This window comes from Micromonospora sp. SH-82, from assembly GCF_051132485.1.
Taxonomy (GTDB): Bacteria; Actinomycetota; Actinomycetes; order Mycobacteriales; family Micromonosporaceae; genus Micromonospora.
In genome coordinates this window covers 5,561,976-5,583,909 of the sequence record NZ_CP148049.1, presented here as the reverse complement: position 1 = coordinate 5,583,909, position 21,934 = coordinate 5,561,976, and the positions used below count along the sequence as shown (strand labels likewise).

Sequence of the window (21,934 nt, the reverse complement as noted above, 5' to 3'; positions counted from 1 at the left end):
CACGCGGCGGCGGGGCAGACCGGGCACCCGGGTCGGTCGCCCGCAGGTACGACCGGGCGGGGTCAGGCGGGGGCGCGGCGGAGCCGTCGTTCGGCCCGCCACCAGCGGTGGATCAGCACCGCGCTGGCCACCAGGCCGAGGGCGGCCGGGGCGGCGGCGTACCAGTTGACGTCCCCGGGTGAGGTGACCGAGGCACCGACGGCGGCGTACCCGAAGGCGGTCGGGGCGGAGGCCACGACGCTGCCGACCAGATAGGGCAGCAGGCGGGCGCCCGTGGTGCCGTAGCCGTAGCTGACCAGGCCGAACCCGGCGATCGGCAGCAGCCGTACGGTGATCACCCCGACGACGCTCTGTCTGGCGAACCAGTGGTCCAGGCGGGCCAGCCGCCCGCGTACCCGGTCGGCGACGAACTCCCGGCCGAGCAGTCGGCCGACCGCGAACCCGAGGGCGGCGGCGAGCAGGGCCGCCCCGAGGGCGTACCCGCCCCCGACGAGCGGGCCGAACAGGGCACCCGAGGCAAGCGTGACGAAGGTCCGGGGCACCAGCGCGACCAGCAGCACCGCCCCCACCGCGACAGCGGCCACCGGGGCGAGCGGCCCCATCCGGGCGGCCAGGTCGGGCAGCTCACCCGGAGCCGGCAGGGGGACCAGGAACAGCAGCACCCCGAACCCGGCCAGCATCGCCAGCAGCAGTGCGAAGCGGACGGCCGACGGCTCTCCGGCCCACCGCCGGAGGGTGGCGACCAGGGGCGAGGGTCGGCCGAACAGCCGTCGGACCGTCGGGATCACACCCGGGCGGCGGCGGTCACCGCGGCGTGCCGCTCGGAGCGGAGCTGGTCGTGCCACCTGTCGTCGAGCGGCGGGAGCTGGTGCACACCGGTGGCCCACCGCAGCAGCAGGTCGGCCAGGGCGGGGTTGCGGGCCAGCGCCGGCCCGTGCGAGTACGTGCCGAGCAGTTTGCCCCGCCACGCCCCCTCGGTCTGCCCATCGTTGCCGACCCCGGCGGTCACCCGGGCCAGCGGGCTCACCCCGGCGCCGAGGCGGGTACGCCCACCGTGGTTCTCGAAGCCGCTCAACGCCGGTACGCCGAGCCGAGGGTCGATCTCCCCGGCCAGCTCGCCGACGGCCCGGCTGGGACCCCGGTCGGAGGCGAGGTCCAGCAGCTCCAGGCCGGCGTACTGGGTGCCCTTGGCGAAGAAGGAGGTGCCCAGGAGCTGGTATCCGGCGCAGACGCCGAAGACCACCGAACCCTGGGCGGCCGCCCGGTGGAGGTTGCCGTCGGCGAGCAGCCGTTGGGCGCCGAGCGCCTGGGGGCCGTCCTCGCCGCCACCGATGAGGTAGATGTCGGCGGTCGCGGGCAGGCGCTGGTCGGAGCGGACCTCCAGGGTCTCCACCGGCATCCCGCGAAGCCGCGCCCGGCGGGCGAGGATCAGCAGGTTGCCCCGGTCGCCGTAGGTGGAGAGCAGGTCGGGGTAGATCCAGACGATGCGCAGGCTCTCAGTTGACACGGTCCAGCTCCGCTCGGATGTCCTGGAAGGCGGTGTAGTTGGCGATCACTTCCAGGCGTCCCGGCGGAACGGCCCGGATCGCATCGGGGAAGGTCCGGACGTGCTGGAACGGCACATCGTTGACGTCCAGGCGGACGGCCAGGTCGTACGCCCGGTCGCCGGTGATCAGCACCTGTCGGCCACGCAGCGGCGCGAAGTCCACGTCGAACAGCCACGAGGTGTCCAACCCGTCGGGGTCGCGGGCGTTGATGGACAGCAGTGTCGGGGCGTGGTCGGCCATGTCGAAGGCCTCCAGCCAGCTCGCCGGGTTCTTCGCCAGGAGCAGCCGGATGTTGCGTCCGTCCCGGTCCACCTGCGCGTACCTGCCCGCGACGGAGGCGACGCTGCCCAGTTGCAGGACGCCGTCGACGGGGCGTACGCCGAACTCGGCGGCCACGGCCAGGGCGGTGGCGGCGTTGCCGATGTTCACCTTGCCGGGGAGCTGGAGCTGGACCTTGTGCCAGGCACCGGTGGGGTCGACCACCCCGTCGTCCTCGACGATCCAGTTGGGCTCGGGACGCCGCAGCGGGCATCCGCTGCACCACCACTGGATGCCGGAACGCTGGATGGTCGAGCCGCACTCGGGGCAGACCCAGGAGTCGTCGTGCCACCGCTGCCCGGCGCTGAACCAGGTCACGTGCGGTGGGGTGAGGGTGCGGTCGTGCCCGGGCGGGGGAGTGGTCGCCCAGACCACCATCGGGTCGTCGGCGTTGGCCACCACCCGCACCTCCGGGTGCCGCACCAGCGCGGCCCGCCAGAGCTGCGCCATCATGGCGACCTCCTTGGCCCGGTCGAGCTGGTCGCGGGAGAGGTTGAGCAGCGCGACCACGTGCGGCTCGGTCGCCTCCAGCACCTGGGCCAGGTAGTGCTCGTCCACCTCCAACACCGCGTACGGCGTGCTGCCGGCCTTGGCCAGCGCCGAGGTGTGTCCGGTGGGCATGTTGGCGCCGAACGAGTTCGTCGCGACGCGACCGAGGACCCCGACGGCGGCTGCGGCCAGCCGGGTGGTGGTGGTCTTGCCGTTCGTGCCGGAGATGAGGGCGATGGCGCGTCCCGCCGACAGATGGGCGAGCAGGTCCGGGTCGATCTTGAGGCCGATCCACCCGCCGATCACCGAACCGTCGCCGCGCCCCGCTGCCCGCGACAACGCGGCGGCGGTGCGCGACACGGAGCTGGCCACCTTTGCCCGCAAGGGCATTTTCGCGTCCGTCACCCGAGGGAGGTTACCGGACCGGCGCCCTCACCAGATCGCGGCCGACGACGATCCGCCCGACCTGGGGCAAACCATTCCCGCGCCGACTCCCGTCCGGCCTTCCGGTGGTCGCCCCGCCGGCCTCCGCCGGACCCTCCGGTGGTCGCCCCGCAGACCCGCCGGTGGTCGTCCCGCCGAGGTGGAAGGGGGTGGGCGGAATCGATCAATGTCGGAAAGCGGACGGCCCCGCCGGGCGACGCGCCGCCCTCCACTCCGCTCCACCCTTTCTGACGTGCGGTTTTGCTGTCCTGAGTGGCGCGCCACGCGGGCAAATCTGGTTGCAGGTGGAGGGAAGTGGAGTAGAGTGGGGCGCAATGGTGAGGCCGGTAAGGTCCACCGGCCCGGGGGGTCAGCGGCGCCGCGAACGCCGCTCAGGGCGAGGGGGTTGGGCCGGTGTTTCTCGGCACCCACACTCCACGCCTGGACGAGAAGGGTCGGTTGATCCTTCCGGCCAAGTTCCGGGACGAGTTGGCGGGGGGTGTCGTGATCACCAAAGGGCAGGAGCGCTGTCTGTACGGCTTCCCGATGCCCGAGTTCCAGCGGATCGCGGAACAGCTGCACGCCCAACCGATGACGAACAAGGCGGCTCGGTCCTACAGCCGGGTCTTCTTCGCCAGCGCCCACGACGAGGTCCCTGACAAACAGGGCCGCGTCACGATCCCCGCCCACCTGCGGGAGTACGCCGCCCTCGACCGCGATCTGGTGGTCATCGGGGCGAGTACCCGGGTGGAGATCTGGGACCGGGCGGCGTGGGAGAGCTACCTCGCCGAGAGCGAGGACGACTTCGCCGACATCTCGGAGGGGGTGCTGCCCGGCGGTCTGTAGGGCGTGACGGCGCCCGACGACGTACTGCGAGATCTCCAGCCGCTTCGAGTTCCTGGCACCCCTTCCCCGGTGCCAGGCGCGAGATCCGGTCTCCGTGGGAGCCACCTGCGGGCGGACGGGAGCGGATGGGGATCTGGCGGTACGACGCAGGCGCCGTCCGGCAGCAGACGCGCTACACGAACTGAATCAGTGCAACCAGTGGGGGTCCGACATGGGGGAGCTACGCGGCACGCATGTGCCGGTGCTGCTTGAGAGGTGTCTCGAGTTGCTCGCTCCCGCTCTGGACCGGGGTGGGCGGACGGTCCACGTCGACGCGACGTTGGGTCTGGCCGGGCACGCCGAGGCGGTGCTGGCGGCACATCCGGACGCGGTGCTGATCGGTCTGGACCGGGACACCGAGGCTCTCGCCCACGCGCGGGTCCGGTTGGCCCGGTACGCCGACCGGGTGCACCTGGAGCACGCCGTCTACGACGAGCTGCCCGAGGTGCTGGACCGGCTGGGTTACCCCGGCATCGACGGGATCCTGTTCGACCTGGGGGTCTCGTCGCTGCAACTCGACGCGCCCGACCGCGGGTTCGCGTACGCCCAGGACGCGCCGCTGGACATGCGGATGGACCAGACCCGGGGGACGACCGCCGAGGAGGTGGTCAACACCTACCCGCATCCGGATCTGGCGCGGGTGCTGCGGGTCTACGGCGAGGAGAAGTTCGCCGGTCGGATCGCCTCGGCGATCCTCCGGGAACGGGAACGCGGTCCGATCACCTCGTCGGCGCGACTGGCCGAACTGGTCCGCGAGTCCATTCCGGCAGCAGCCCGACGAACCGGCGGTCACCCGGCGAAGAGAACGTTTCAGGCTTTACGGATCGAGGTAAACAGAGAGCTGGCAGCACTGGAGACAGCGCTGCCGGCCGCGCTCGACAAGCTCAACGTGGGCGGCCGCATGGTGGTCCTGTCCTACCACTCGTTGGAGGACAGGCTCACCAAGCAGGCGCTCGCCGACCGGGTCCGCAGTAAGGGTCCGGTCGACCTCCCGGTGGAGCTTCCCGGTGCGGGTCCGACGTTCCGGCTGTTGAGCCGGGGCGCGGAACTGCCCGGGGAGGAGGAGGTCGCCGCGAACCCGCGGGCCGCTTCGGTGCGGCTGCGGGCCGCGGAGCGACTCGACCCGAACGAGGCACAGCGGGGGCGGACCGACCGCGAACGGTCCCGCCGCCGGGTGAAGGCGATGCACCAACCTGGGGCGACCGGGGGAACCGGGCGCAAAGCCCGGCGGTCGGTGCGGGACGGGACGGACGAAGAGGGGGAGGGAACATGAACGTCAACAGGCACGGCCGCCGGAACGACTCCGGCGTCGGGCAGCGCGCACCGCGGTCGGGGGGCCGGACCGCGGCGCAGCGGGCCACGCGGGTGGGGTCGACGTCGGAGTCGCCACGTGCCGCCGGGTCCGGAACTCGCGCCCGGGGGGCGCGCGAGTTCCCCACCCAGGGCAGCGCCGCGCTGCGACCGACGGAGCGGGCCGTGCCGGCCGACGCCGTCCGTACGCCTCGGCTGCGGGTCGCCCCGCCGCCGCCGGTCTCGGTGCCCCGGGCGCCCTTCGCCGCGATGATCGTGGTGTTGGTGGTCGGTGGGGTGCTCGGCATCCTGGTGGTCAACACCAAGATCAACGAGAACGCCTTCCGCCTGGAGAAGCTCCAGCAGCAGCAGATCAAGCTCGACCTCGACCAGCAGGAGCTGGAGAAGGAGATCGCCAAGCAGGAGGCGCCGGGCAACCTGGAGGCCAACGCCCGTAAGCAGGGCCTGGTCGAGTCGACCGACCCGGCGTACATCAGGCTGCCGGACGGGAAGGTCATCGGCGTACCCCGTCCCGCCGACGGCGAGCCGTCGGTCACCAGCCAGCAGGGCGACCGGGGCTGATCGGGATGCCACCGAGGTCGGAGGAACCGCGCCGGGACGCCACAGGCTCCCGGCGCGGTTCGTCGCGGGCGGGCGGCGCGCGTACCGGCGAGCCGACCGGCGGGGGGATCTCCGACGCCCGGGCGTACACCCCCCGGGGGCGCAGCATCCGGGAGGGCGGCGAGCAGCGGCGTACCCCCAGGACCGGCCGCTCCGGCGACCCGTTCCGGCCGGCGTTGCAGGTGCTCGACGGCGGGCGGGCCAACCCCGCCCGTGGTGGTGGCCGCCCGCAGCCCGCGTCGGCAGCCCGGGGTGGGGTGGTCCGGACGGTGCCGACCCGCCCGGACGACGACCTCGACGACGACCTGCCGGCCCCGACCCGACGGCGGCCCGGACCGCGACCGGGCCGTCGCCCGGAGGGCCGGGCCCCACGCCGTCCGGCCCGCAAACCGCGCCGGGCGCCGAAGCTGGCCGACCCGCGTCGTCGGCTGCGGCTGGCCACGGTGCTCACCCTGGCCGTCTTCGCCACCATCGGCGTCCGGCTGGTGGTGCTCCAGGCGGTCGAGACGCCGGCCTGGGCCGGGGGAGGACTCAGCGACCGGTTGGTCCGCATCGACCTCCCGGCACCCCGGGGGGCGATCTACGACCGGTTCGACGCGCCGCTGGCCAACAGCGTCGAGGCCCGGTACGTCTTCGCCGACCCGACCCGGGTCCAGGACCTCCCCGCCACCGCCCAGGCGCTCTCCCCCCTGCTCGGCATCCCGGTCAGCGAACTGGTCGACAGGATGCGGGGGCGGACCCTGGAGAACGGCCAGCCCTCCGAGTTCGTCTACCTGGCGCGGGGTGTACCGATCGACAGGGCCCGGCAGATCATGGCGCTGGAGCTCGACGGCATCGGCGCCCACCGCGACGAGCGGCGCGAGGTGCCCAACGGCGACCTGGCGGCCAACCTGATCGGATTCACCAGCGACGACATGGTGGGGCTGGAAGGGCTGGAGGCCCGCTACGACAACGTCCTGAGCGGGGTGGACGGCCGCCGGGTCTACGAGGCCGGCCGCAACCAGTTGGCCGCCCCGATCCCCGGCGGGTACAGCCAGACCACCGAGGCCGATCCGGGCAGCTCGTTGCAGCTGACAGTCGACCGTGACCTGCAGTTCCGGGTGCAGCGGATCCTCGCCGAGCAGATGGCGAACACCCGGGGCAGCACCGGCGCGGCCGTGGTGTTGGAGATCCCCACCGGCGAGGTGCTGGCCCAGGCCAGCTATCCCGGGTACGACGCGGCGAAGCCGGACGCCAGCAGGCCTGTCGAACGCGACGACGCCGCCACCAGCTTCGTCGTCGATCCCGGATCGGTGCACAAGGCGATCACCTTCGGCGCGGCGCTGGAGGAGGGGGTGATCAAACCGGACACCGCCTTCCCGGTGGCCAACGCCATCCGCAAGGGTGACACCTGGTTCGCCGACACCAAGCCGGCGGGCGGACGGACGATGAGCCTGGCCGGGATGATGGCGTACTCCTCCAACGTGGGCACCATCGAGATCGCCGACAAGCTCGGCCCGGAGAAGCTGATCGAGTACCAGAAGCGCTTCGGCCTGGGGCAACCCACCGGGGTCGGGATGCCGGGGGAGGCGGGCGGTCGGATCCTGCCCGTCGGGGAGTGGAGCGGGTCGTCGCACGGGTCGGTGCCGATCGGGCACAGTGTCGACGCCACCCCGTTGCAGATGGCAGCGGCGTACGCGGCGATCGCCAACAACGGCACGTACGTCCAGCCCAAGCTGGTCAAGCAGACCATCGCCCCGGACGGCACCCGGACCTCGACCCCGGCCGCCAAGACCCACCAGGTGCTCAGCCCGGAGAACGCGGCGGCGCTGCGGACGATCATGGAGGCGGTGACGACCGTCCCGGACGCCACCGGACTCTCCGCCGCGGTGACCGGCTACCGGGTGGCCGGCAAGACCGGAACCGGGTGGCGGCTGGTCGACGGCCGTAAACAGCCTGGCGAGGTGGCCTCGTTCATCGGGATGGCCCCGGCCGACAATCCCCGGTACGTGATCGCGGTCTTCGCGCACACTCCGGGTGGTGGGGGTGGGGCGATCACCGCCCCGGCGTTCAGCGACATGATGCGCTTCACTCTCCAGCACTACCGGGTTCCCCCGTCGACCAGCGACGACGCACCGAAGTTCGTGGTCTATCCCCGCTGACCGGCTCCGCCGCGACATCATCGAAGGGTGGGGACGAACCACCGGGGCGGCTGTGCGGTCGGAACCGGACGACCGGGTAGGGTCTGACGCCGTGCACGGCAATCCACGTCCTCGTAACGTGTCTCCTGTCCGACTCGGCGACCTGACCACCCGGCTCCCGGCAGCGACGCCGGTCGAGTTGGTGACCACCGCGCCCGACGCCGTGGACCGGCCGGTGACCGGGGTGACCCACGCCAGCCAGGAGGTTCGCCCCGGCGATCTCTACGCGGCGCTGCCCGGTGCCAGTCGGCACGGAGCCGAGTTCGCCGCCGCCGCGGCGGCAGCCGGCGCGGTGGCGGCGCTCACCGACCCGGCAGGGGCCTCCGCCGTCGCCGAGGCCGGGCTGCCGGCCCTGGTGGTCGACGACCCTCGCGCGGTGCTCGGTGAACTCGCCTCGGCCGTCTACGGCGACCCGACGGCGCAGCTGACGGTCATCGGGCTCACCGGCACCGCCGGCAAGACCTCCACCGCCTACCTGGTCGAGTCGGGGCTGCGGGCCGCCGGCCACGTCACCGGCCTGATCGGCACCGTCGAGACCCGACTCGGCGACCTGGTGGTCGACAGCGTCCGGACCACGCCGGAGGCGACCGACCTGCACGCCATGCTCGCGGTGGCCCGGGAGCGCGGGGTCACGGCCGTGGTCATGGAGGTCTCCAGTCACGCGTTGGCGATGGGCCGGGTCGGCGGGGTGCGGTTCACCGTCGGCGGCTACACCAACTTCGGCTCCGACCACCTGGACTTCCACGCCGACTCGGCCGACTACTTCGCCGCCAAGGCGCAGTTGTTCGACGGGCGCTGCCAGGTCGAGGTGATCAACCTCGACGACCCGGCACTGCACCCGTTGGTCAAGCCGGCCACCGTCGGCTACTCCGCCGCCGGGGACCCGACCGCCGCCTGGTGGGCCGACGACCTCGACGACGACGGGTACGCCCAGCGGTTCACCGCACACGGCCCCGACGACCTGGTCGTGGCGGCCGGGGTGGCGCTGCCCGGCCGGCACAACGTGGCGAACGCGTTGCTGGCCCTCGCCGCCCTGGTGGCCGCCGGGGTCGACCCGGTCACCGCGGCGAAGGGGGTGGCCGAGTGCGGCGGGGTGCCGGGCCGACTGGAACTGGTCACCGCCGGTCCGGTGCGCGGCGTGGTGGACTACGCCCACAAGCCGGACGCGGTGGTCGCCGCGCTGGCCGCGCTGCGGGAGCTGAGCGCCGGGCGGTTGATCTGCGTGATCGGTGCCGGTGGCGACCGGGACCGGGGCAAACGCCCGGTGATGGGCGAGGCTGCGGCGAAGGGAGCCGACGTGTTGCTGGTGACCGACGACAATCCACGGACCGAGGATCCGGCCGCGATCCGGGCCGAGGTGCTGGCCGGGGCGTACCGGGCCGGCGGGGCGGCGCGGATCGTCGAGGTGCCCGGCCGTCGGGCGGCCATCGACGAGGCGGTACGGCTGGCCGAGCCGGGTGACGTGGTGGCGCTGCTCGGCAAGGGGCACGAACGCGGGCAGGAGATCGGCGGCGAGGTGTTCCCCTTCGACGACCGTACGGAGCTGGCCGACGCGCTGCGGATCCGCTTCGGTGACCTGGCAGGCCGCCGATGATCCCGCTGAGCCTGACCGAGGTCGCCGCCGCCGTCGGTGGCCGGGTGGTGGCCGCCGACGGTGCGACCCGGGTCACCGGGCCGGTGGAGTTCGACTCCCGCAAGGTCGTCCCCGGTGCGCTCTTCGTCGCGTTCCCCGGTGAGAAGGTCGACGGGCACGACTACGCCGCCGTGGCCGTCGCCGCCGGTGCGGTGGCGGTGCTGGGCACCCGAGAGGTGCCCGGGGTGCCGATGGTGCTCGTCGACGACGCGTTGCCGGCGATGGGTCGGCTGGCCCGTGCGGTGGTCGACCGGCTGCCCGGCCTGACCGTGGTGGGGCTGACCGGCTCCTCCGGCAAGACCGGCACCAAGGACATGATCGCGCAGGTCACCGCCCGGCTGGGGGAGACCGTCGCCCCGCCCGGGTCGTTCAACAACGAGCTGGGGCACCCGTACACCGCGTTGCAGGCCGGGCCGACCACCCGTTACCTGGTGATGGAGAAGGGCGCCCGGGGGGTGGGGCACGTGCGCTACCTCTGCGACGTGGTGCCGCCCCGGATCGCCGTGGTGCTCAACGTCGGGGTGGCGCACATCGGCGAGTTCGGCTCCCGGGAGACCATCGCCCTGGCCAAGGGGGAACTGGTCGAGGCGTTGCCCGCCGATGGGTTGGCGGTGCTCAACGCCGACGACCCCCTGGTCGAGGCGATGGGGGGTCGCACCGCCGCCCGGGTTGTCCGGTACGGGGAGGCGGCGCACGCCGACGTCCGGGCCGTGGACGTGACCGGCGACGAGCGGGGACGGTCGGCGTACACCCTGGTCACCCCGGAGGGGAGCGCACCGGTCCGGTTGGCGCTGACCGGCCGACACCAGGTGTCGAACTCCCTGGCGGCGGCGGCTGTCGCCCGTGAACTGGGGATGCCGGTGGCCGAGATCGCCACCGCCCTGGGGGAGCTGCGGCTGGTCTCCGCCCGTCGGATGGACGTCTTCGACGCCGCCGACGGGGTGACGGTGGTCGACGACTCGTACAACGCGAATCCGGCGTCGATGGCGGCGGCGCTGCGGGCGCTGGCCGGTCTGGCCCACGGTCGGCGCAGCGTGGCGGTGCTCGGATACATGGCCGAGTTGGGGCCGTTCGAGCGGGACGGACATCTGGAGGTGGGCCGACTCGTGGCCGACCTCGACATCGACCGGCTACTCGTGGTGGGTGAGCCGGCCGCGCCGATCCATGAGGGCGCGACAGCAGTCAGTGACTGGGGAGGAGAGTCGGTGCTGCTCACCGATCAGGCGGCGGCCGTCGAGGTGCTGCGCAGTGAGCTGAGGCCAGGGGACGTGGTCCTGGTCAAGGGCTCCAGGTACCGCACCTGGGAGGTGGTCGACGCGCTGCGCGCCGATGCCACCGCCGGCGAGGGTGGCCGCGCATGAGGGCGGTCATCGTCGCCATCGGCGTGGCCTTCCTGGTCTCGCTCTTCTGCACCCCGATCGCGATCAGGGTGTTCACCCGGCTCAAGGCCGGGCAACCGATCCGGACCGACGGCCCGCAGATGCACCAGGGGAAGAAGGGCACCCCGACCATGGGCGGCGTGGTGTTCATCCTCGCCACGGTCATCGCGTACGTCGCCGGGCACCTCGCCCTGACCACCCTGCCGGACGCCCAGATCGCCCAGGTCGAGCCGACGGTCACCGCGCTGGTGCTGCTGGGCCTGATGGTCTTCTGCGGCGCGGTGGGGTTCGTCGATGACTTCCTCAAGGTCCGCAAGCGGCACAGCGGTGGTCTGAGCGCCCGGGGCAAGCTGCTCGGGCAGATCCTGGTCGGTGGGGTATTCGGGGTCGTCGCGCTGTACTTCCCGAGCTCGATGACCGACTCCAGCGGGGAGCTGACGAACACCGAGACGGTGGGCAGCACCACGCTGAGCTTCATCCGGGACATCCCGGCGCTGGACGTCACCAAGATCGGCGCGGTGATCATCTTCATCTTCGTGGTGATGGCGGCGACGAACGGGGTGAACCTCACCGACGGTCTCGACGGCCTGGCCACCGGCGCCTCGGTGATGGTGCTCGGCGCGTACGCGGTGATCGCGTTCTGGCAGTACCGGCACTGGTGCGCCGACCCGACGTACACCGCCAACCCGAACAACTACTGCTACACCGTCCGGGACCCGTTGGAGATCGCCCTGATCGCCGGTGCCGCCGCCGGAGCCTGTGTGGGCTTCCTGTGGTGGAACACCTCGCCGGCTCGGATCTTCATGGGTGACACCGGGGCGCTCGGGCTCGGTGGTCTGATCGCCGGGATGGCGATGTCCACCCGTACGCTGCTGCTCCTGATCATCATCGGTGGGCTCTTCGTGATCATCACCATGTCCGTGGTGATCCAGATCATCTCGTTCAAGACCACCGGCAAGCGGGTCTTCCGGATGTCCCCCCTGCAGCACCACTTCGAGCTGGCCGGGTGGAGCGAGGTCAACATCGTGGTCCGGTTCTGGATCATCGCCGGGATCGGGGTGGCGATCGCGTTGGGCCTGTTCTACAGCGACTTCCTCGCCAACATGGGCTGACCCCCGACCGACGGATCCGGGCGGGCCCGCCCGGACCGACGAGAGGTGCCGGAAGGGTCCCTTGTACCACGCGCTGCGTGGACAGGGGGCCCTTCCGTCGTACGGGTTCGACACGCCGAGTCGGGCGTTGGGCGGGTGGCCGTCGGCGGAAGAGGCCATGATGGGCAGGTGGGGGAGGATCGGGGCGTCGACGGGGCGACGGATGTGCGGCAGCGCCGCACCACGGGAGCCGGCCGAGGCTCCGACGCGCCACCACCGTCGCACCCGCTGGACTCGACCGGGCCACTGGCGGCGCTGCGCGGCCTGCTGGCCCGCCCACTGGCCTCGTACTACCTGCTGATCTCCAGCGCCGGTCTGCTGCTGGTGATCGGGTTGACGATGGTCTTCTCCGCCACCAGCGTCCGGGAGTACGCCACCGGTGGCAACGCCTTCGCCGCGCTGACCAAGCAGGCGATGTTCGCCGTCATCGGCATCGGCGCGTTCTGGTTCTGTCAACGGCTGCCCGCCCGCACCTACCGGGCGTTGAGCCGGCCCGCCCTGCTGGTGGCGGTCGGGCTGCTCCTGCTGCTCAACCTGCTGCTGGTGGTGGCCCGGTTGACCAACCAGGAGACGGCGAGGTTCGGTCCCCTGGAGGCCCGGCTGCTCTGGCTGTTCATCGGTGGGATCCAGGTGCAGCCCTCGGAGCTGGCCAAGTTCGCCCTGGTCCTGTGGGGGGCGCACGTCCTGGCCCGCAAGGGCGCGGCGCTGGGCTGGTGGCGGGAGTTGGCGACCCCGCTCTTCCCGGTGGTCGCCCTGCTCTTCGTCCTGGTCGGCTACAACGACGTGGGCACCATGCTCTGCCTGCTGGCGGTGGTGGTCGGGCTGCTCTGGTCGGCCGGGGTCCGGATGCGGGTCTTCGCCACCCTGTCGGTGATCGGGCTGGCCGGGGTGGGGCTGCTCATCGCCGCCGCCTCGCTCGGGGCGGGCTCCGGTGAACGGGGCCAGGAGAACTACCGGCTGGCCCGGCTGACCCTGTTCGTCAAACCGCCCGACGAGTGCTTCGAGCAGGGCTGCTACCAGATGGGACAGGCCCGCAACGCCATCGACAACGGCGGGTGGTTCGGCGTCGGCCTGGGTAAGAGCGTGCTCAAGTGGGACTGGCTGCCCGAGGCGCAGAACGACTTCATCTTCGCCATCGTCGCCGAGGAACTGGGGGTGGTGGGCTGCGCGGTGATCCTCGCCCTCTTCGCGGTGCTCGCCTACACGGGACTGCGGATCGCCCGCCGGGTCGACGACTCCTTCCGCCGGTTGGCCGCCAGTGCGGTCACCGCCTGGCTGGTCGGACAGGCGGTGATCAACATCGGCGGTGTCGTCGGTCTGCTGCCCGTCACCGGGATTCCGCTGCCCTTCATCTCCGACGGCGGAAGTGCCCTGGTCGTGACGTTGGCCGCGATCGGGATGCTGGCGTCGTTCGCCCGCGCCGAGCCGGATGCGGCCCGAGCCCTGCATGCCCGTCCACCGGCCCGATGGGTCCGACTACTCTGGGCCCCGTTGCCGCCGCTCCCCGCCGGGCGTCGCCGGCCGGCGCCGAAGGCTGCCCGGAATCCGGTGCCGAAGGCGCGGACGCGGCGACAGGAGAGCCCCGGCCGCACCGCGCGGCGACCGGCCGACCCGGACCGGCGCCGGGGCGGCGACTGAGAGGAGACGTTGATGGGTCCGCTGCGTTCGGTGGTGCTCGCGGGAGGTGGCACCGGGGGACACATCTACCCGCTGCTCGCCTTCGCCGACTGCCTGCGCCGACACGACCCCGGCGTCCGGATCACCTGTCTGGGCACCCCCAAGGGCCTGGAGAACGAGCTGATCCCGCCGCAGGGCTACGACCTGCGGCAGATTCCGGCGTACCAACTGCCCCGGTCGGTCAACATGAACCTGGTCAAGACCCCGGGTCGGATGTGGACCGCGGCCCGCGCCGCCGGCCGGATCCTGGAGGAGGTGAGCGCCGACGCCGTGGTGGGCTTCGGCGGGTACGTCTCGGTCCCGGCCTACCTCGCGGCGTGGCGACGGGAACTGCCCATCGTCATCCACGAGGTGAACGTGCCACCGGGGGTGGCCAACCGGCTGGGGATGAAGTTCACCAAGAACGTCGCGGTGGGCTTCCCGCACCAGCCGCAGCAGGCCGAGGCGCTGCGCGAGGCCCGGGTGGTGGGGGTGCCGCTGCGTCGGGGGATCGCCGGGCTGGACCGCACCGCCCACGTCGCCTCCGCCCGGGCCCACTTCGGACTCCGCCCCGACCTGCCGGTGCTCTTCGTGGCCGGCGGGTCGCAGGGGGCCCGCTCGATCAACCTGGCGGTCTCCGGGGCGGCCAAGGAACTGGCCCGCAACGGCATCCAGGTGCTGCACGTCATCGGGGCCCGCAACGAGCCGGTGCCGGTCCCGACCGACCTGCCGGTGCCGTACGTGACCCTGCCGTACCTGTCCCAGATGGAGGCCGGGTACGCCGCCGCCGACCTGATGCTCGGCCGGGGCGGGGCGATGACCTGCGCCGAGGTGGCCGCCATCGGGCTGCCCACGATCTACGTGCCCTACCCGCACAGCAACCAGGAGCAGAAGCGCAACGCCCTGCCGGTCGTGGAGGCCGGCGGAGGACTTCTGGTCGACGACGGTGAACTCACCCCGGACTGGGTCGAGCGGACGGTGATCCCGCTGATCCGTGACCCCCGCCGGCTGGCCGCGATGGGCGCGGCAGCGTCCGGGTACGGGCGCCGCGACGGTGACGAGGCGCTGCTGAACTTCGTCTACGAGGCGGTCAACCGGTGAGCGCCGCACCGACCGCGACTGGAAGGTATCCGTCATGAACACCGCGCAGTTCACCCCGGCCGGCACCCTGACCGCCGAAGACCTGGGCGCCATCCACCTGATCGGGGTGGGTGGGGTCGGCATGAGCGGACTGGCCCGGCTCTTCCTCACCAGGGGGCTGCCGGTCTCCGGGAGTGAGCTGCGGGAGTGGCCCTCCCTGGCCGGGATGCGGGCGCTGGGCGGAACGGTCCACATGAGCCACGAGGCGGCCAACCTGGACGGGGTGGACACCGTCGTCTACTCCACGGCGATCCCGCAGGACCACGTGGAACTGGTCGAGGCCCGCCGTCGCGGCCTGCGGGTGCTGCACCGCTCGGAGGCCCTCGCGGCGGCGATGACCGGCCGCCGGGCCGTCGCGGTGGCCGGCACCCACGGCAAGACCAGTACCACCTCGATGGTCACCATGGTCCTGCAACAGGCCAACCAGGACCCGTCCTTCGTCATCGGCGGGGAGATCTCCGAGGTCGGCTCCGGCGCCCACCACGGCACCGGTGAGTACTTCGTGGTGGAGGCCGACGAGAGCGACCGCTCCTTCCTCATCTACCGCCCGTTCGTCTCGGTCGTCACCAACATCGAGGCCGACCACCTCAACACCTACGGCGACCTGGCCACCCTGGAGGCGGCGTTCGCCGAGTTCGCCCGCCTCACCGACCCGGACGGGTTCATCGTCACCTGCGCCGACGACCCCGGTACCCGCCGGTTGGCCGAGACGCTGCGCGCCGAGGGGCGTCGGGTGCACACCTACGGCGAGGCGGACGACGCCGACCTGCGGCTGACCGAGATGGCCTCCTCCGCCCAGGGGGTGCGCTACCTGGCCGAGATCGACGGTCGGCGGCTGGGTGAGCTGCGGATGCCGATGCCGGGGCGGCACATGGCCCTCAACAGCGCCTCGGCGGTGCTGACCGCGTACCTGCTGGGGTTGCCGGTCGAGGCGGCGGAGGCGGCGCTGGGCACGTTCCCCGGGGTGCGACGGCGCTTCGAGCGCAAGGGCGTCGCGGACGGGGTCCTGGTCTACGACGAGTACGCCTACCACCCGACCTCGATGACCCTGGCCCTGCAGACGTTGCGTGAGGTGGCCGCCGACGGACGGCTGATCGTGGTCTTCCAGCCGTACCGGGTCTACCGCACCCGGGACCTGCAGGCCGAGATCGCCGCCGCTCTGGGCATCGCCGACGAACTGGTCCTCCTGGAGGTCTTCGGCCCCGGTGAGCTGCGCGGGCCGGGCGAGGGGTCGGCCGCGCTCGTCGAGGTGGTGCCGTTGCCGGCCGACCGGAAGGTCTTCGTGGACTCCTGGGACGACGCCCCGGTGGAGGTGGCCCGTCGGGCTCGACCGGGCGACGTGGTGGTGACCATGGGCGCGCCGCCGATCTCCCTGATGGGTGACCAGTTGCTCGACGCGCTGCTGGCCCGCACCGGTACCGACGCCGGCCCGACCCCGTCGACCGCCGCGACCGGACCGGACGGCGCGGCGCCCGCCGAGGCATGAGGCAGGGACCGTCCCGGGGTCGACCGGTCGGCCCGGACGGCGCGGGTCGGCGGGGGACCGACAGCGGTGGTGGCCGTCGGGGCACCGAGGGTGCCGGCCCGAGGCGGCCGGCCCGGCGTTGGCAACTGGTCCGGGCCGGCTCCGACGCGGTGCCGGCGTCGACCCGACGGTTCATGGCCCGGGCCCGGCAGCGTCGGGTCCGGGCGGCGCTGCCGTGGGCGGTCGCGGTGGGGCTGGTCACAGTGGCCGGTCTGGTCGCCTGGACGGTGCTCGGCACCGGTCTGTTCGGGGTACGCGAGGTCCGGGTGATCGGCGCCGACCTGGTCACCCCGGTCGAGGTACGCGACGTGGCGGCGGTGCCGGACGACACCCCGCTGGCGCGGGTGGACCTGGCCGCGGTGGCGAGCCGGATCGAGGGGTTGGCCCCGGTGGAGCGGGCCACCGTCACCCGGGACTGGCCGGACGCCCTGGAGGTTCGCCTCGTCGAGCGCACCGGGGTGGCGGTGGTGCCGCAGGGACAGGGGCACGTCGTGATCGACCGTTCCGGGGTGGTGTTCCGTACGGTCGGGGAGCCCCCGCCCGGCCTGCCCGTGGTCCGGGTGGCCGAGCCGGGTCCGGCCGATCCGGGGACCCGGGCGGCGCTGGAGGTGCTCGGTGCCCTGAACCCGGAACTGCGGGAACGGCTGCGCGACGTCCAGGTGGAGGGGCTGGCCCGGATCAGTCTGCGGCTGGCCGACGACCGGACGGTGTTCTGGGGTGACGCCACCCGGGGGGCGGAGAAGGCCCGGGTGGCCGCCGCCCTGCTGGGACAGCCGGCCGAGCGCATCGACGTGAGCGCCCCGGACGTGGTGACGTTCCGGTGAGCTGCCACTGTGGCCTGGTGGGGGTGACCCGTGGCGCTATGCGGACGACACGCCGAGCAGGTGTTTGGCTCATGGCGTGAGGGCGCTTACGTTGCCCCGAAGAGGATCAGTGGTTGACATAGTTGTAAGCCTCTAGTAGAGGGTTAGGGTTCAGCTTTGACCCTTCACGGGGGACAGTTGGTGTCGGCCGCAGGTCTGGCCACGCCGTACCGGGGCGGTGCGAAGCCAATCTCGAAGGGAAAGGACCGGAGATGACACCTCCGCACAACTACCTGGCGGTCATCAAGGTCGTCGGCATCGGCGGCGGTGGGGTCAACGCCGTCAACCGGATGATCGAGGTTGGGCTCAAGGGCGTCGAGTTCATCGCGATCAACACGGACGCGCAGGCGTTGTTGATGAGTGACGCCGACGTCAAGCTCGACGTGGGGCGCGAGTTGACCCGGGGGCTCGGCGCGGGTGCCAACCCCGACGTCGGAAAGAACGCCGCCGAGGACCACCGCGACGAGATCGAGGAGGTGCTCAAGGGCGCCGACATGGTCTTCGTGACCTGCGGGGAGGGCGGTGGCACCGGCACCGGTGGGGCCCCGGTGGTGGCGAACATCGCCCGCAAGCTGGGCGCGCTCACCATCGGTGTGGTGACCCGGCCGTTCTCGTTCGAGGGCAAGCGCCGCCAGGTGCAGGCCGAGGCGGGAATAGAGGAACTGCGTAACCAGTGCGACACGCTGATCGTCATCCCGAACGACAGGCTCCTGGCCCTCGGTGACCGCAACATCAGCATGATGGACGCCTTCCGCACCGCCGACCAGGTGCTCCTCTCCGGTGTCCAGGGCATCACCGACCTGATCACCACGCCGGGTCTGATCAACCTGGACTTCGCCGACGTCAAGAGCGTGATGAGCGGTGCCGGCAGCGCGCTGATGGGCATCGGCAGCGCCAGGGGCGAGAACCGGGCCGTCGAGGCGGCCGAGGCGGCGATCTCCAGCCCGCTGCTGGAGCAGAGCATGGACGGGGCGCGCGGTGTGCTGCTGTCCATCGCCGGCGGCTCCGACCTCGGCCTGTTCGAGATCAACGACGCGGCCCAGCTGGTCACCGACGCGGCCCACCCGGAAGCCAACATCATCTTCGGTGCGGTCATCGACGACGCGCTCGGCGACGAGGTGCGGGTCACGGTGATCGCCGCCGGATTCGACGGTGGGGTGCCGGCGTACAAGACGGCCGAGACGCCTCGCAAGTCCAACCAGAACCAGTCCACCCCGCCGAGTACGCCGCCACCGCCGGCCATGCCCGCGCAGCCCCAGTCGCCGCGCCGGGTGCTCTTCGACGACGTGGACGTGCCGGACTTCCTCAAGAACGGGTCCTGAGCGGCGTCGATGAGTGACGACGACGACACCGGGGGCGGGGGCCGGCGGGCCGAACTCGCCGCCGGTCTGACCCGGGTCCGGGCTCGCATCGACGACGCCTGTGCCGCCGCCGGCCGGGACCGGGACACGGTGACGATGATCGCGGTCACCAAGACCTACCCGGCCGGCGACGTCCTGGCGCTCGTCGGTCTCGGCGTGCACGACGTGGGGGAGAACCGGGACCAGGAGGCGGCGGGCAAGGCCGCCGAGGTGGCGGCGGCCGGGGGGCGGCCCCGCTGGCACTTCGTCGGGCGGTTGCAGCGCAACAAGTGCCGTTCGGTGGTCCGGTACGCCGACGTGGTCCACTCGCTCGACAGCGTCCGGCTCGTCGGTGCCCTCGACACCGCCGCCTCGGCGTACCGGGACCGGCCTCTGGACGTCCTGGTGCAGGTCAGCATCGACGGCGACCCGGCCCGGGGCGGCACCGTCGCGGGCTCCGCCGACCCGGACACCGGGCTGGGACCGGTGGCCGACGCGGTGGCGAAGGCGCAGGGCCTGCGGCTGACCGGACTGATGGCGGTGGCACCCCTGGGGTGGGAGCCGGAGCGGGCCTTCGCCCGGTTGGCGCAGGTCTCGTCGGCGTTGCGCGTCGACCATCCGGAGGCCACCGAGCTGTCCGCCGGAATGAGCGGCGACCTGGAGACCGCGATCGGTCACGGCGCGACACAGGTACGGGTCGGCAGTGCGTTGCTCGGAATGCGTCCCACCCTGCGGTAGCCTGGCTGCGGGAGAAGCAAATTACATCGCTGTTGTTTACGGGGCGGCATTCCGTCGTCAGGGGGCCGCGGCGGGCGGGACGCGAACCGCTCGCCGGGGATTGCCGTTCCGGTCCGATGGGCACCTGTTGCCCATCGCGACACGCGACACGGCATGGGGGCACGTGCCGCACAGCGGACGGAAGGGCGCGGGATGGGTGCACTGCGCAAGGCGGGGGTCTGGCTCGGTCTGGTCGAAGAGGACGACGAGCGGGGCTACGACGACGGTGGCTACGACAAGAGTGGCTACCGCGATTCCCGGTACCGGCAGAGTCGGTACGCCGAGGAGTTCGCCGACGAGGACGACGACGAGGCGGACGACCCGCCCGCCCCGCCACGGCCCCGTGCCGGTGACCGGAGCCGGCTGAGTGAGCGTTCCACCGCCCGGTCGATGGAGACCGAGCGGGGCGAGAGCGACCGCCCCGAGCGGCCCGAGCGGCTGGACCGTTCGGACCGGTCGAGCGTCCGCTCCATCACCAGGTCCGGCGCGGGTGAGACGGCGGGGTCGCTGTCGTACCACACCCGGGACAACCTCGCCCTGGCGCCGCAGGCCCAGCCCCGGGAGCGTCAGGCGGTGGTCGAGGAGGAGCAGCGGTACCAGATCACCACGCTGCACCCCACCACCTACCGGGAGGCCCGGACCATCGGTGAGCACTTCCGCGACGGCGTACCCGTGATCATCAACCTCACCGAGATGGACGAGGCGGACGCGCGTCGCCTGGTGGACTTCGCCGCCGGTCTCGCGTTCGGCCTTCGCGGTACGATCGAGCGCGTGACCAATCGGGTGTTCCTGCTCTCGCCGGCCAACGTCCAGGTCACCGCTGAGGACAAGGCCAAGATCGCAGAGGGCGGGTTCTTCAGCCTCAGTTAGACCCGCCCGACCGAGGGACATCGCCTGCCGTGTTGTCGATCCTGCTGCAAGTCCTCTACCTGATCCTGTACTTCCTCCTGCTCTCCCTGCTCTCACGATTTGTCCTCAGCGCCGTCCTGCAGTACGGTCGCCGCTGGCAACCGGGCCGGGGAGCATCGGCGGGACTGGAAACGGTGTGGAGCGTCACTGATCCGCCCCTGAAGGCGTTGAGGCGTGTGATCCCTCCACTGCGAATTGGTACCGTGAGCATCGACCTGGCTTCCCTTGTGCTCCTGGTTATCCTGATCGTGCTGATGGAGTTCGTGTTGAAGCGGCTGATCCTCGGGCTGTGACCCGCTGGCTCGGCGCGCTACGCGGCCGCAACTGACCCGAGGAGTTTCGATGCCGCTGACCCCGGCCGACGTACACAACGTCGCCTTCAAGAAACCGCCGATCGGCAAGCGGGGGTATGACGAGGAGGAGGTCGACGCCTTCCTGGACGAGGTGGAGCGCGAGCTCGCCCGTCTCATAGAGGAGAACAACGAGCTGCGTGCCCAGGTGGAGCGCGGTGGCCGTGGCGCTCCCGCCGGCCCCGGCGGCGACGCCCGCATGGCGGCCGAGCTCAACGACGTCAAGTCCCAGCTCGACCGGGTGCAGCGCGACAAGGCCGCCGCCGAGCAGGCCGCCCGCGCCATGCAGGCCGAGCTGGAGCAGGTCCGCGCCGCCGGTGGCCCGGCCGTCGCCGGTGACGGCGAGCAGCAGGCGCTGCGGGTGCTGATGATGGCCCAGCGCACCGCCGACGACCACGTCTCCGACGCCCGTCGCGAGGCCGACCAGCTGCTCTCCGAGGCCCGGTCCAAGGCCGAGGAGGTCACCCGCGAGGCGAGGGCCAAGGCCGACGCCCTGGAGCGGGACGCCCGCCAGCGGCACCAGGAGGCCATGGGCGGCCTGGACGCCAAGCGCAGCGCGCTGCAGAAGCACATCGAGGAGCTCAAGCAGTTCGAGCGGGAGTACCGCACCCGTCTCAAGGCGTACCTGGAGAGCCAGCTGCGTGACCTCGACGGTCGCGGCCAGGGGCTGGAGGCCGAGATGACCCGCTCCGAGGGCGGTCGTGCCGTCGGTGGCAACGGTCTCGCCGCCGCCGGTCTCGCCGGTTCCTACGGTGGCGGTCGCTCCGGCGCACTCGAGTCGGGTCGCTGATCCACGGTCGACGGCCGTCGTGGCACGGCCGTCGACCGCCTAGCCGGTCCGGACGCCGGGGGTGACCCTTGCTAGTCGCCAGTCTGCTGCTCATCTTGCTCGCTGTCGTCCTGCTGGTCATCGGGCTCTCCGGTGGGTCGAGTCTCCTCCTGGGCGCCTCGATCGTGGCCAGTCTGTTGGCTGCCGTCGCGCTGGTGGTCGGCGCCCGCCAGGCGGTCGTCACCCGCGCTGCGGCGGACCGGGGGCCTCCACCCCGGGGCGACTCCCCGACCGGCCCGGCGACGGCGTACGACGCGGCGGCCGGTGAGCCGGGGCGCGATCCGTACGACCTCGCCCGCGAATCGGTGCGGGCCGATCCGCTGATCCCGGTCCAGTACGTTCCCGCCGGCCCCGACCGGGAGCCACAGACAACCGACGACGACCCCGGGTGGCGGCAACCGCCCGGGGCGTCGTCGTCCAACGGCCCGTCCGTCGTCGACTTCCCCCCGGCGGTCGACCTGCTCCCGGACCGGGGAACGTCTCCGCCGGGCGACCCCGTCGCCTCAGGTGTCTTCGCCCCGGCCGATCCGACGTCCACCACCGGCGCGTTCCCGCCGGAGAACCCGGTGCTGTTCCCGCCCGACGGCCCGGTGTCCACCCCCGGCCCGGTGTCTACCCCCGGCCCGTTC

The 21,934-nt window shown here is 72.3% G+C and carries 18 protein-coding genes and 2 pseudogenes; 17 read left to right on the top strand and 3 right to left on the bottom strand.

What is annotated here, in order from left to right; translation table 11 throughout:
* Positions 1-62: 62 nt before the first annotated feature.
* Genes WHN02_RS24470 through WHN02_RS24460 form a run of 3 tightly spaced genes read right to left on the bottom strand, consistent with a single transcriptional unit; the run spans position 63 to position 2,744 of the window.
* Positions 63-788 (bottom strand): TVP38/TMEM64 family protein, encoded by a 726-nt coding sequence (locus tag WHN02_RS24470; RefSeq protein WP_434741016.1) that lies wholly within the window; start codon positions 786-788, stop codon positions 63-65.
* On the bottom strand, positions 785-1,507 hold the full coding sequence (locus WHN02_RS24465) for a type 1 glutamine amidotransferase (RefSeq protein ID WP_434741015.1): 723 nt from the start codon (positions 1,505-1,507) through the stop codon (positions 785-787). Before WHN02_RS24465 ends, WHN02_RS24470 begins: the two co-directional genes overlap by 4 nt.
* Complete coding sequence (locus tag WHN02_RS24460; RefSeq protein ID WP_434741014.1) at positions 1,497-2,744, bottom strand: MurT ligase domain-containing protein; 1,248 nt, start codon at positions 2,742-2,744, stop codon at positions 1,497-1,499. Before WHN02_RS24460 ends, WHN02_RS24465 begins: the two co-directional genes overlap by 11 nt.
* 447 nt (positions 2,745-3,191) lie before the next feature.
* On the opposite strand from WHN02_RS24460, the gene mraZ reads away from it, so the two are divergent.
* The 17 genes and pseudogenes from mraZ to WHN02_RS24375 form a co-directional block, all read left to right on the top strand.
* A complete protein-coding gene (mraZ, locus tag WHN02_RS24455; RefSeq protein WP_350896074.1) occupies positions 3,192-3,623 on the top strand; it encodes a division/cell wall cluster transcriptional repressor MraZ in 432 nt (143 codons plus the stop codon).
* A 211-nt stretch (positions 3,624-3,834) separates the two neighbouring features.
* Complete coding sequence (rsmH, locus tag WHN02_RS24450; protein ID WP_434741013.1) at positions 3,835-4,935, top strand: 16S rRNA (cytosine(1402)-N(4))-methyltransferase RsmH; 1,101 nt, start codon at positions 3,835-3,837, stop codon at positions 4,933-4,935.
* Positions 4,932-5,534, top strand: a complete 603-nt coding sequence (locus tag WHN02_RS24445; RefSeq protein ID WP_434741012.1) for a hypothetical protein — start codon at positions 4,932-4,934, stop codon at positions 5,532-5,534. Before rsmH ends, WHN02_RS24445 begins: the two co-directional genes overlap by 4 nt.
* Positions 5,535-5,539: 5 nt before the next feature.
* The gene (locus WHN02_RS24440) at positions 5,540-7,714 is read left to right on the top strand and encodes a peptidoglycan D,D-transpeptidase FtsI family protein (protein ID WP_434741011.1); all 2,175 of its coding nucleotides are present in this window, start codon (positions 5,540-5,542) and stop codon (positions 7,712-7,714) included.
* 52 nt (positions 7,715-7,766) lie between these two features.
* The gene (locus tag WHN02_RS24435) at positions 7,767-9,347 is read left to right on the top strand and encodes a UDP-N-acetylmuramoyl-L-alanyl-D-glutamate--2,6-diaminopimelate ligase (RefSeq protein ID WP_434741010.1); all 1,581 of its coding nucleotides are present in this window, start codon (positions 7,767-7,769) and stop codon (positions 9,345-9,347) included.
* A complete protein-coding gene (locus tag WHN02_RS24430) occupies positions 9,344-10,747 on the top strand; it encodes a UDP-N-acetylmuramoyl-tripeptide--D-alanyl-D-alanine ligase (RefSeq protein ID WP_434741009.1) in 1,404 nt (467 codons plus the stop codon). Before WHN02_RS24435 ends, WHN02_RS24430 begins: the two co-directional genes overlap by 4 nt.
* Entirely contained in the window at positions 10,744-11,877 is a 1,134-nt protein-coding gene (gene mraY / locus WHN02_RS24425) for a phospho-N-acetylmuramoyl-pentapeptide-transferase (RefSeq protein ID WP_434741008.1), read from the top strand. The genes WHN02_RS24430 and mraY overlap by 4 nt, the downstream gene beginning before the upstream one ends.
* A 204-nt stretch (positions 11,878-12,081) precedes the next feature.
* Positions 12,082-13,567: pseudogene (locus WHN02_RS24420) on the top strand (FtsW/RodA/SpoVE family cell cycle protein).
* Positions 13,567-14,673, top strand: coding sequence for an undecaprenyldiphospho-muramoylpentapeptide beta-N-acetylglucosaminyltransferase (gene murG / locus WHN02_RS24415; protein ID WP_434741007.1), 1,107 nt, complete (start codon positions 13,567-13,569; stop codon positions 14,671-14,673). Before WHN02_RS24420 ends, murG begins: the two are co-directional and overlap by 1 nt.
* 34 nt (positions 14,674-14,707) lie before the next feature.
* Entirely contained in the window at positions 14,708-16,198 is a 1,491-nt protein-coding gene (murC, locus tag WHN02_RS24410; protein ID WP_434741006.1) for a UDP-N-acetylmuramate--L-alanine ligase, read from the top strand.
* The gene (locus WHN02_RS24405; RefSeq protein ID WP_434741005.1) at positions 16,195-17,061 is read left to right on the top strand and encodes a cell division protein FtsQ/DivIB; all 867 of its coding nucleotides are present in this window, start codon (positions 16,195-16,197) and stop codon (positions 17,059-17,061) included. Before murC ends, WHN02_RS24405 begins: the two co-directional genes overlap by 4 nt.
* A gap of 251 nt (positions 17,062-17,312) precedes the next feature.
* On the top strand, positions 17,313-18,422 hold the full coding sequence (ftsZ, locus tag WHN02_RS24400) for a cell division protein FtsZ (RefSeq protein WP_434741004.1): 1,110 nt from the start codon (positions 17,313-17,315) through the stop codon (positions 18,420-18,422).
* 9 nt (positions 18,423-18,431) lie between these two features.
* The gene (locus WHN02_RS24395) at positions 18,432-19,178 is read left to right on the top strand and encodes a YggS family pyridoxal phosphate-dependent enzyme (RefSeq protein ID WP_434741003.1); all 747 of its coding nucleotides are present in this window, start codon (positions 18,432-18,434) and stop codon (positions 19,176-19,178) included.
* A gap of 192 nt (positions 19,179-19,370) precedes the next feature.
* Positions 19,371-20,087, top strand: a complete 717-nt coding sequence (locus tag WHN02_RS24390; protein WP_350899661.1) for a cell division protein SepF — start codon at positions 19,371-19,373, stop codon at positions 20,085-20,087.
* 29 nt (positions 20,088-20,116) lie between these two features.
* A complete protein-coding gene (locus WHN02_RS24385) occupies positions 20,117-20,419 on the top strand; it encodes a YggT family protein (protein WP_434741002.1) in 303 nt (100 codons plus the stop codon).
* Positions 20,420-20,468: 49 nt separating this feature from the next.
* Positions 20,469-21,266 (top strand): DivIVA domain-containing protein, encoded by a 798-nt coding sequence (locus WHN02_RS24380; RefSeq protein ID WP_434741001.1) that lies wholly within the window; start codon positions 20,469-20,471, stop codon positions 21,264-21,266.
* A 68-nt stretch (positions 21,267-21,334) separates the two neighbouring features.
* A pseudogene (locus WHN02_RS24375) lies at positions 21,335-21,518 on the top strand (hypothetical protein); the annotation flags it as partial.
* Positions 21,519-21,934 lie beyond the last annotated feature (416 nt).

Excerpts from the sequence above, each read along its gene's own strand:
- WHN02_RS24460 (WP_434741014.1), bottom strand. The coding sequence starts at position 2,744 with ATGCCCTTGCGGGCAAAGGTGGCCAGCTCCGTGTCGCGCACCGCCGCC.
- rsmH (WP_434741013.1), top strand. The coding sequence starts at position 3,835 with ATGGGGGAGCTACGCGGCACGCATGTGCCGGTGCTGCTTGAGAGGTGT.
- WHN02_RS24445 (WP_434741012.1), top strand. The coding sequence starts at position 4,932 with ATGAACGTCAACAGGCACGGCCGCCGGAACGACTCCGGCGTCGGGCAG.
- WHN02_RS24440 (WP_434741011.1), top strand. The coding sequence starts at position 5,540 with ATGCCACCGAGGTCGGAGGAACCGCGCCGGGACGCCACAGGCTCCCGG.
- WHN02_RS24430 (WP_434741009.1), top strand. The coding sequence starts at position 9,344 with ATGATCCCGCTGAGCCTGACCGAGGTCGCCGCCGCCGTCGGTGGCCGG.
- mraY (WP_434741008.1), top strand. The coding sequence starts at position 10,744 with ATGAGGGCGGTCATCGTCGCCATCGGCGTGGCCTTCCTGGTCTCGCTC.
- murG (WP_434741007.1), top strand. The coding sequence starts at position 13,567 with ATGGGTCCGCTGCGTTCGGTGGTGCTCGCGGGAGGTGGCACCGGGGGA.
- murC (WP_434741006.1), top strand. The coding sequence starts at position 14,708 with ATGAACACCGCGCAGTTCACCCCGGCCGGCACCCTGACCGCCGAAGAC.
- WHN02_RS24405 (WP_434741005.1), top strand. The coding sequence starts at position 16,195 with ATGAGGCAGGGACCGTCCCGGGGTCGACCGGTCGGCCCGGACGGCGCG.
- ftsZ (WP_434741004.1), top strand. The coding sequence starts at position 17,313 with ATGACACCTCCGCACAACTACCTGGCGGTCATCAAGGTCGTCGGCATC.
- WHN02_RS24395 (WP_434741003.1), top strand. The coding sequence starts at position 18,432 with ATGAGTGACGACGACGACACCGGGGGCGGGGGCCGGCGGGCCGAACTC.
- WHN02_RS24390 (WP_350899661.1), top strand. The coding sequence starts at position 19,371 with ATGGGTGCACTGCGCAAGGCGGGGGTCTGGCTCGGTCTGGTCGAAGAG.
- WHN02_RS24380 (WP_434741001.1), top strand. The coding sequence starts at position 20,469 with ATGCCGCTGACCCCGGCCGACGTACACAACGTCGCCTTCAAGAAACCG.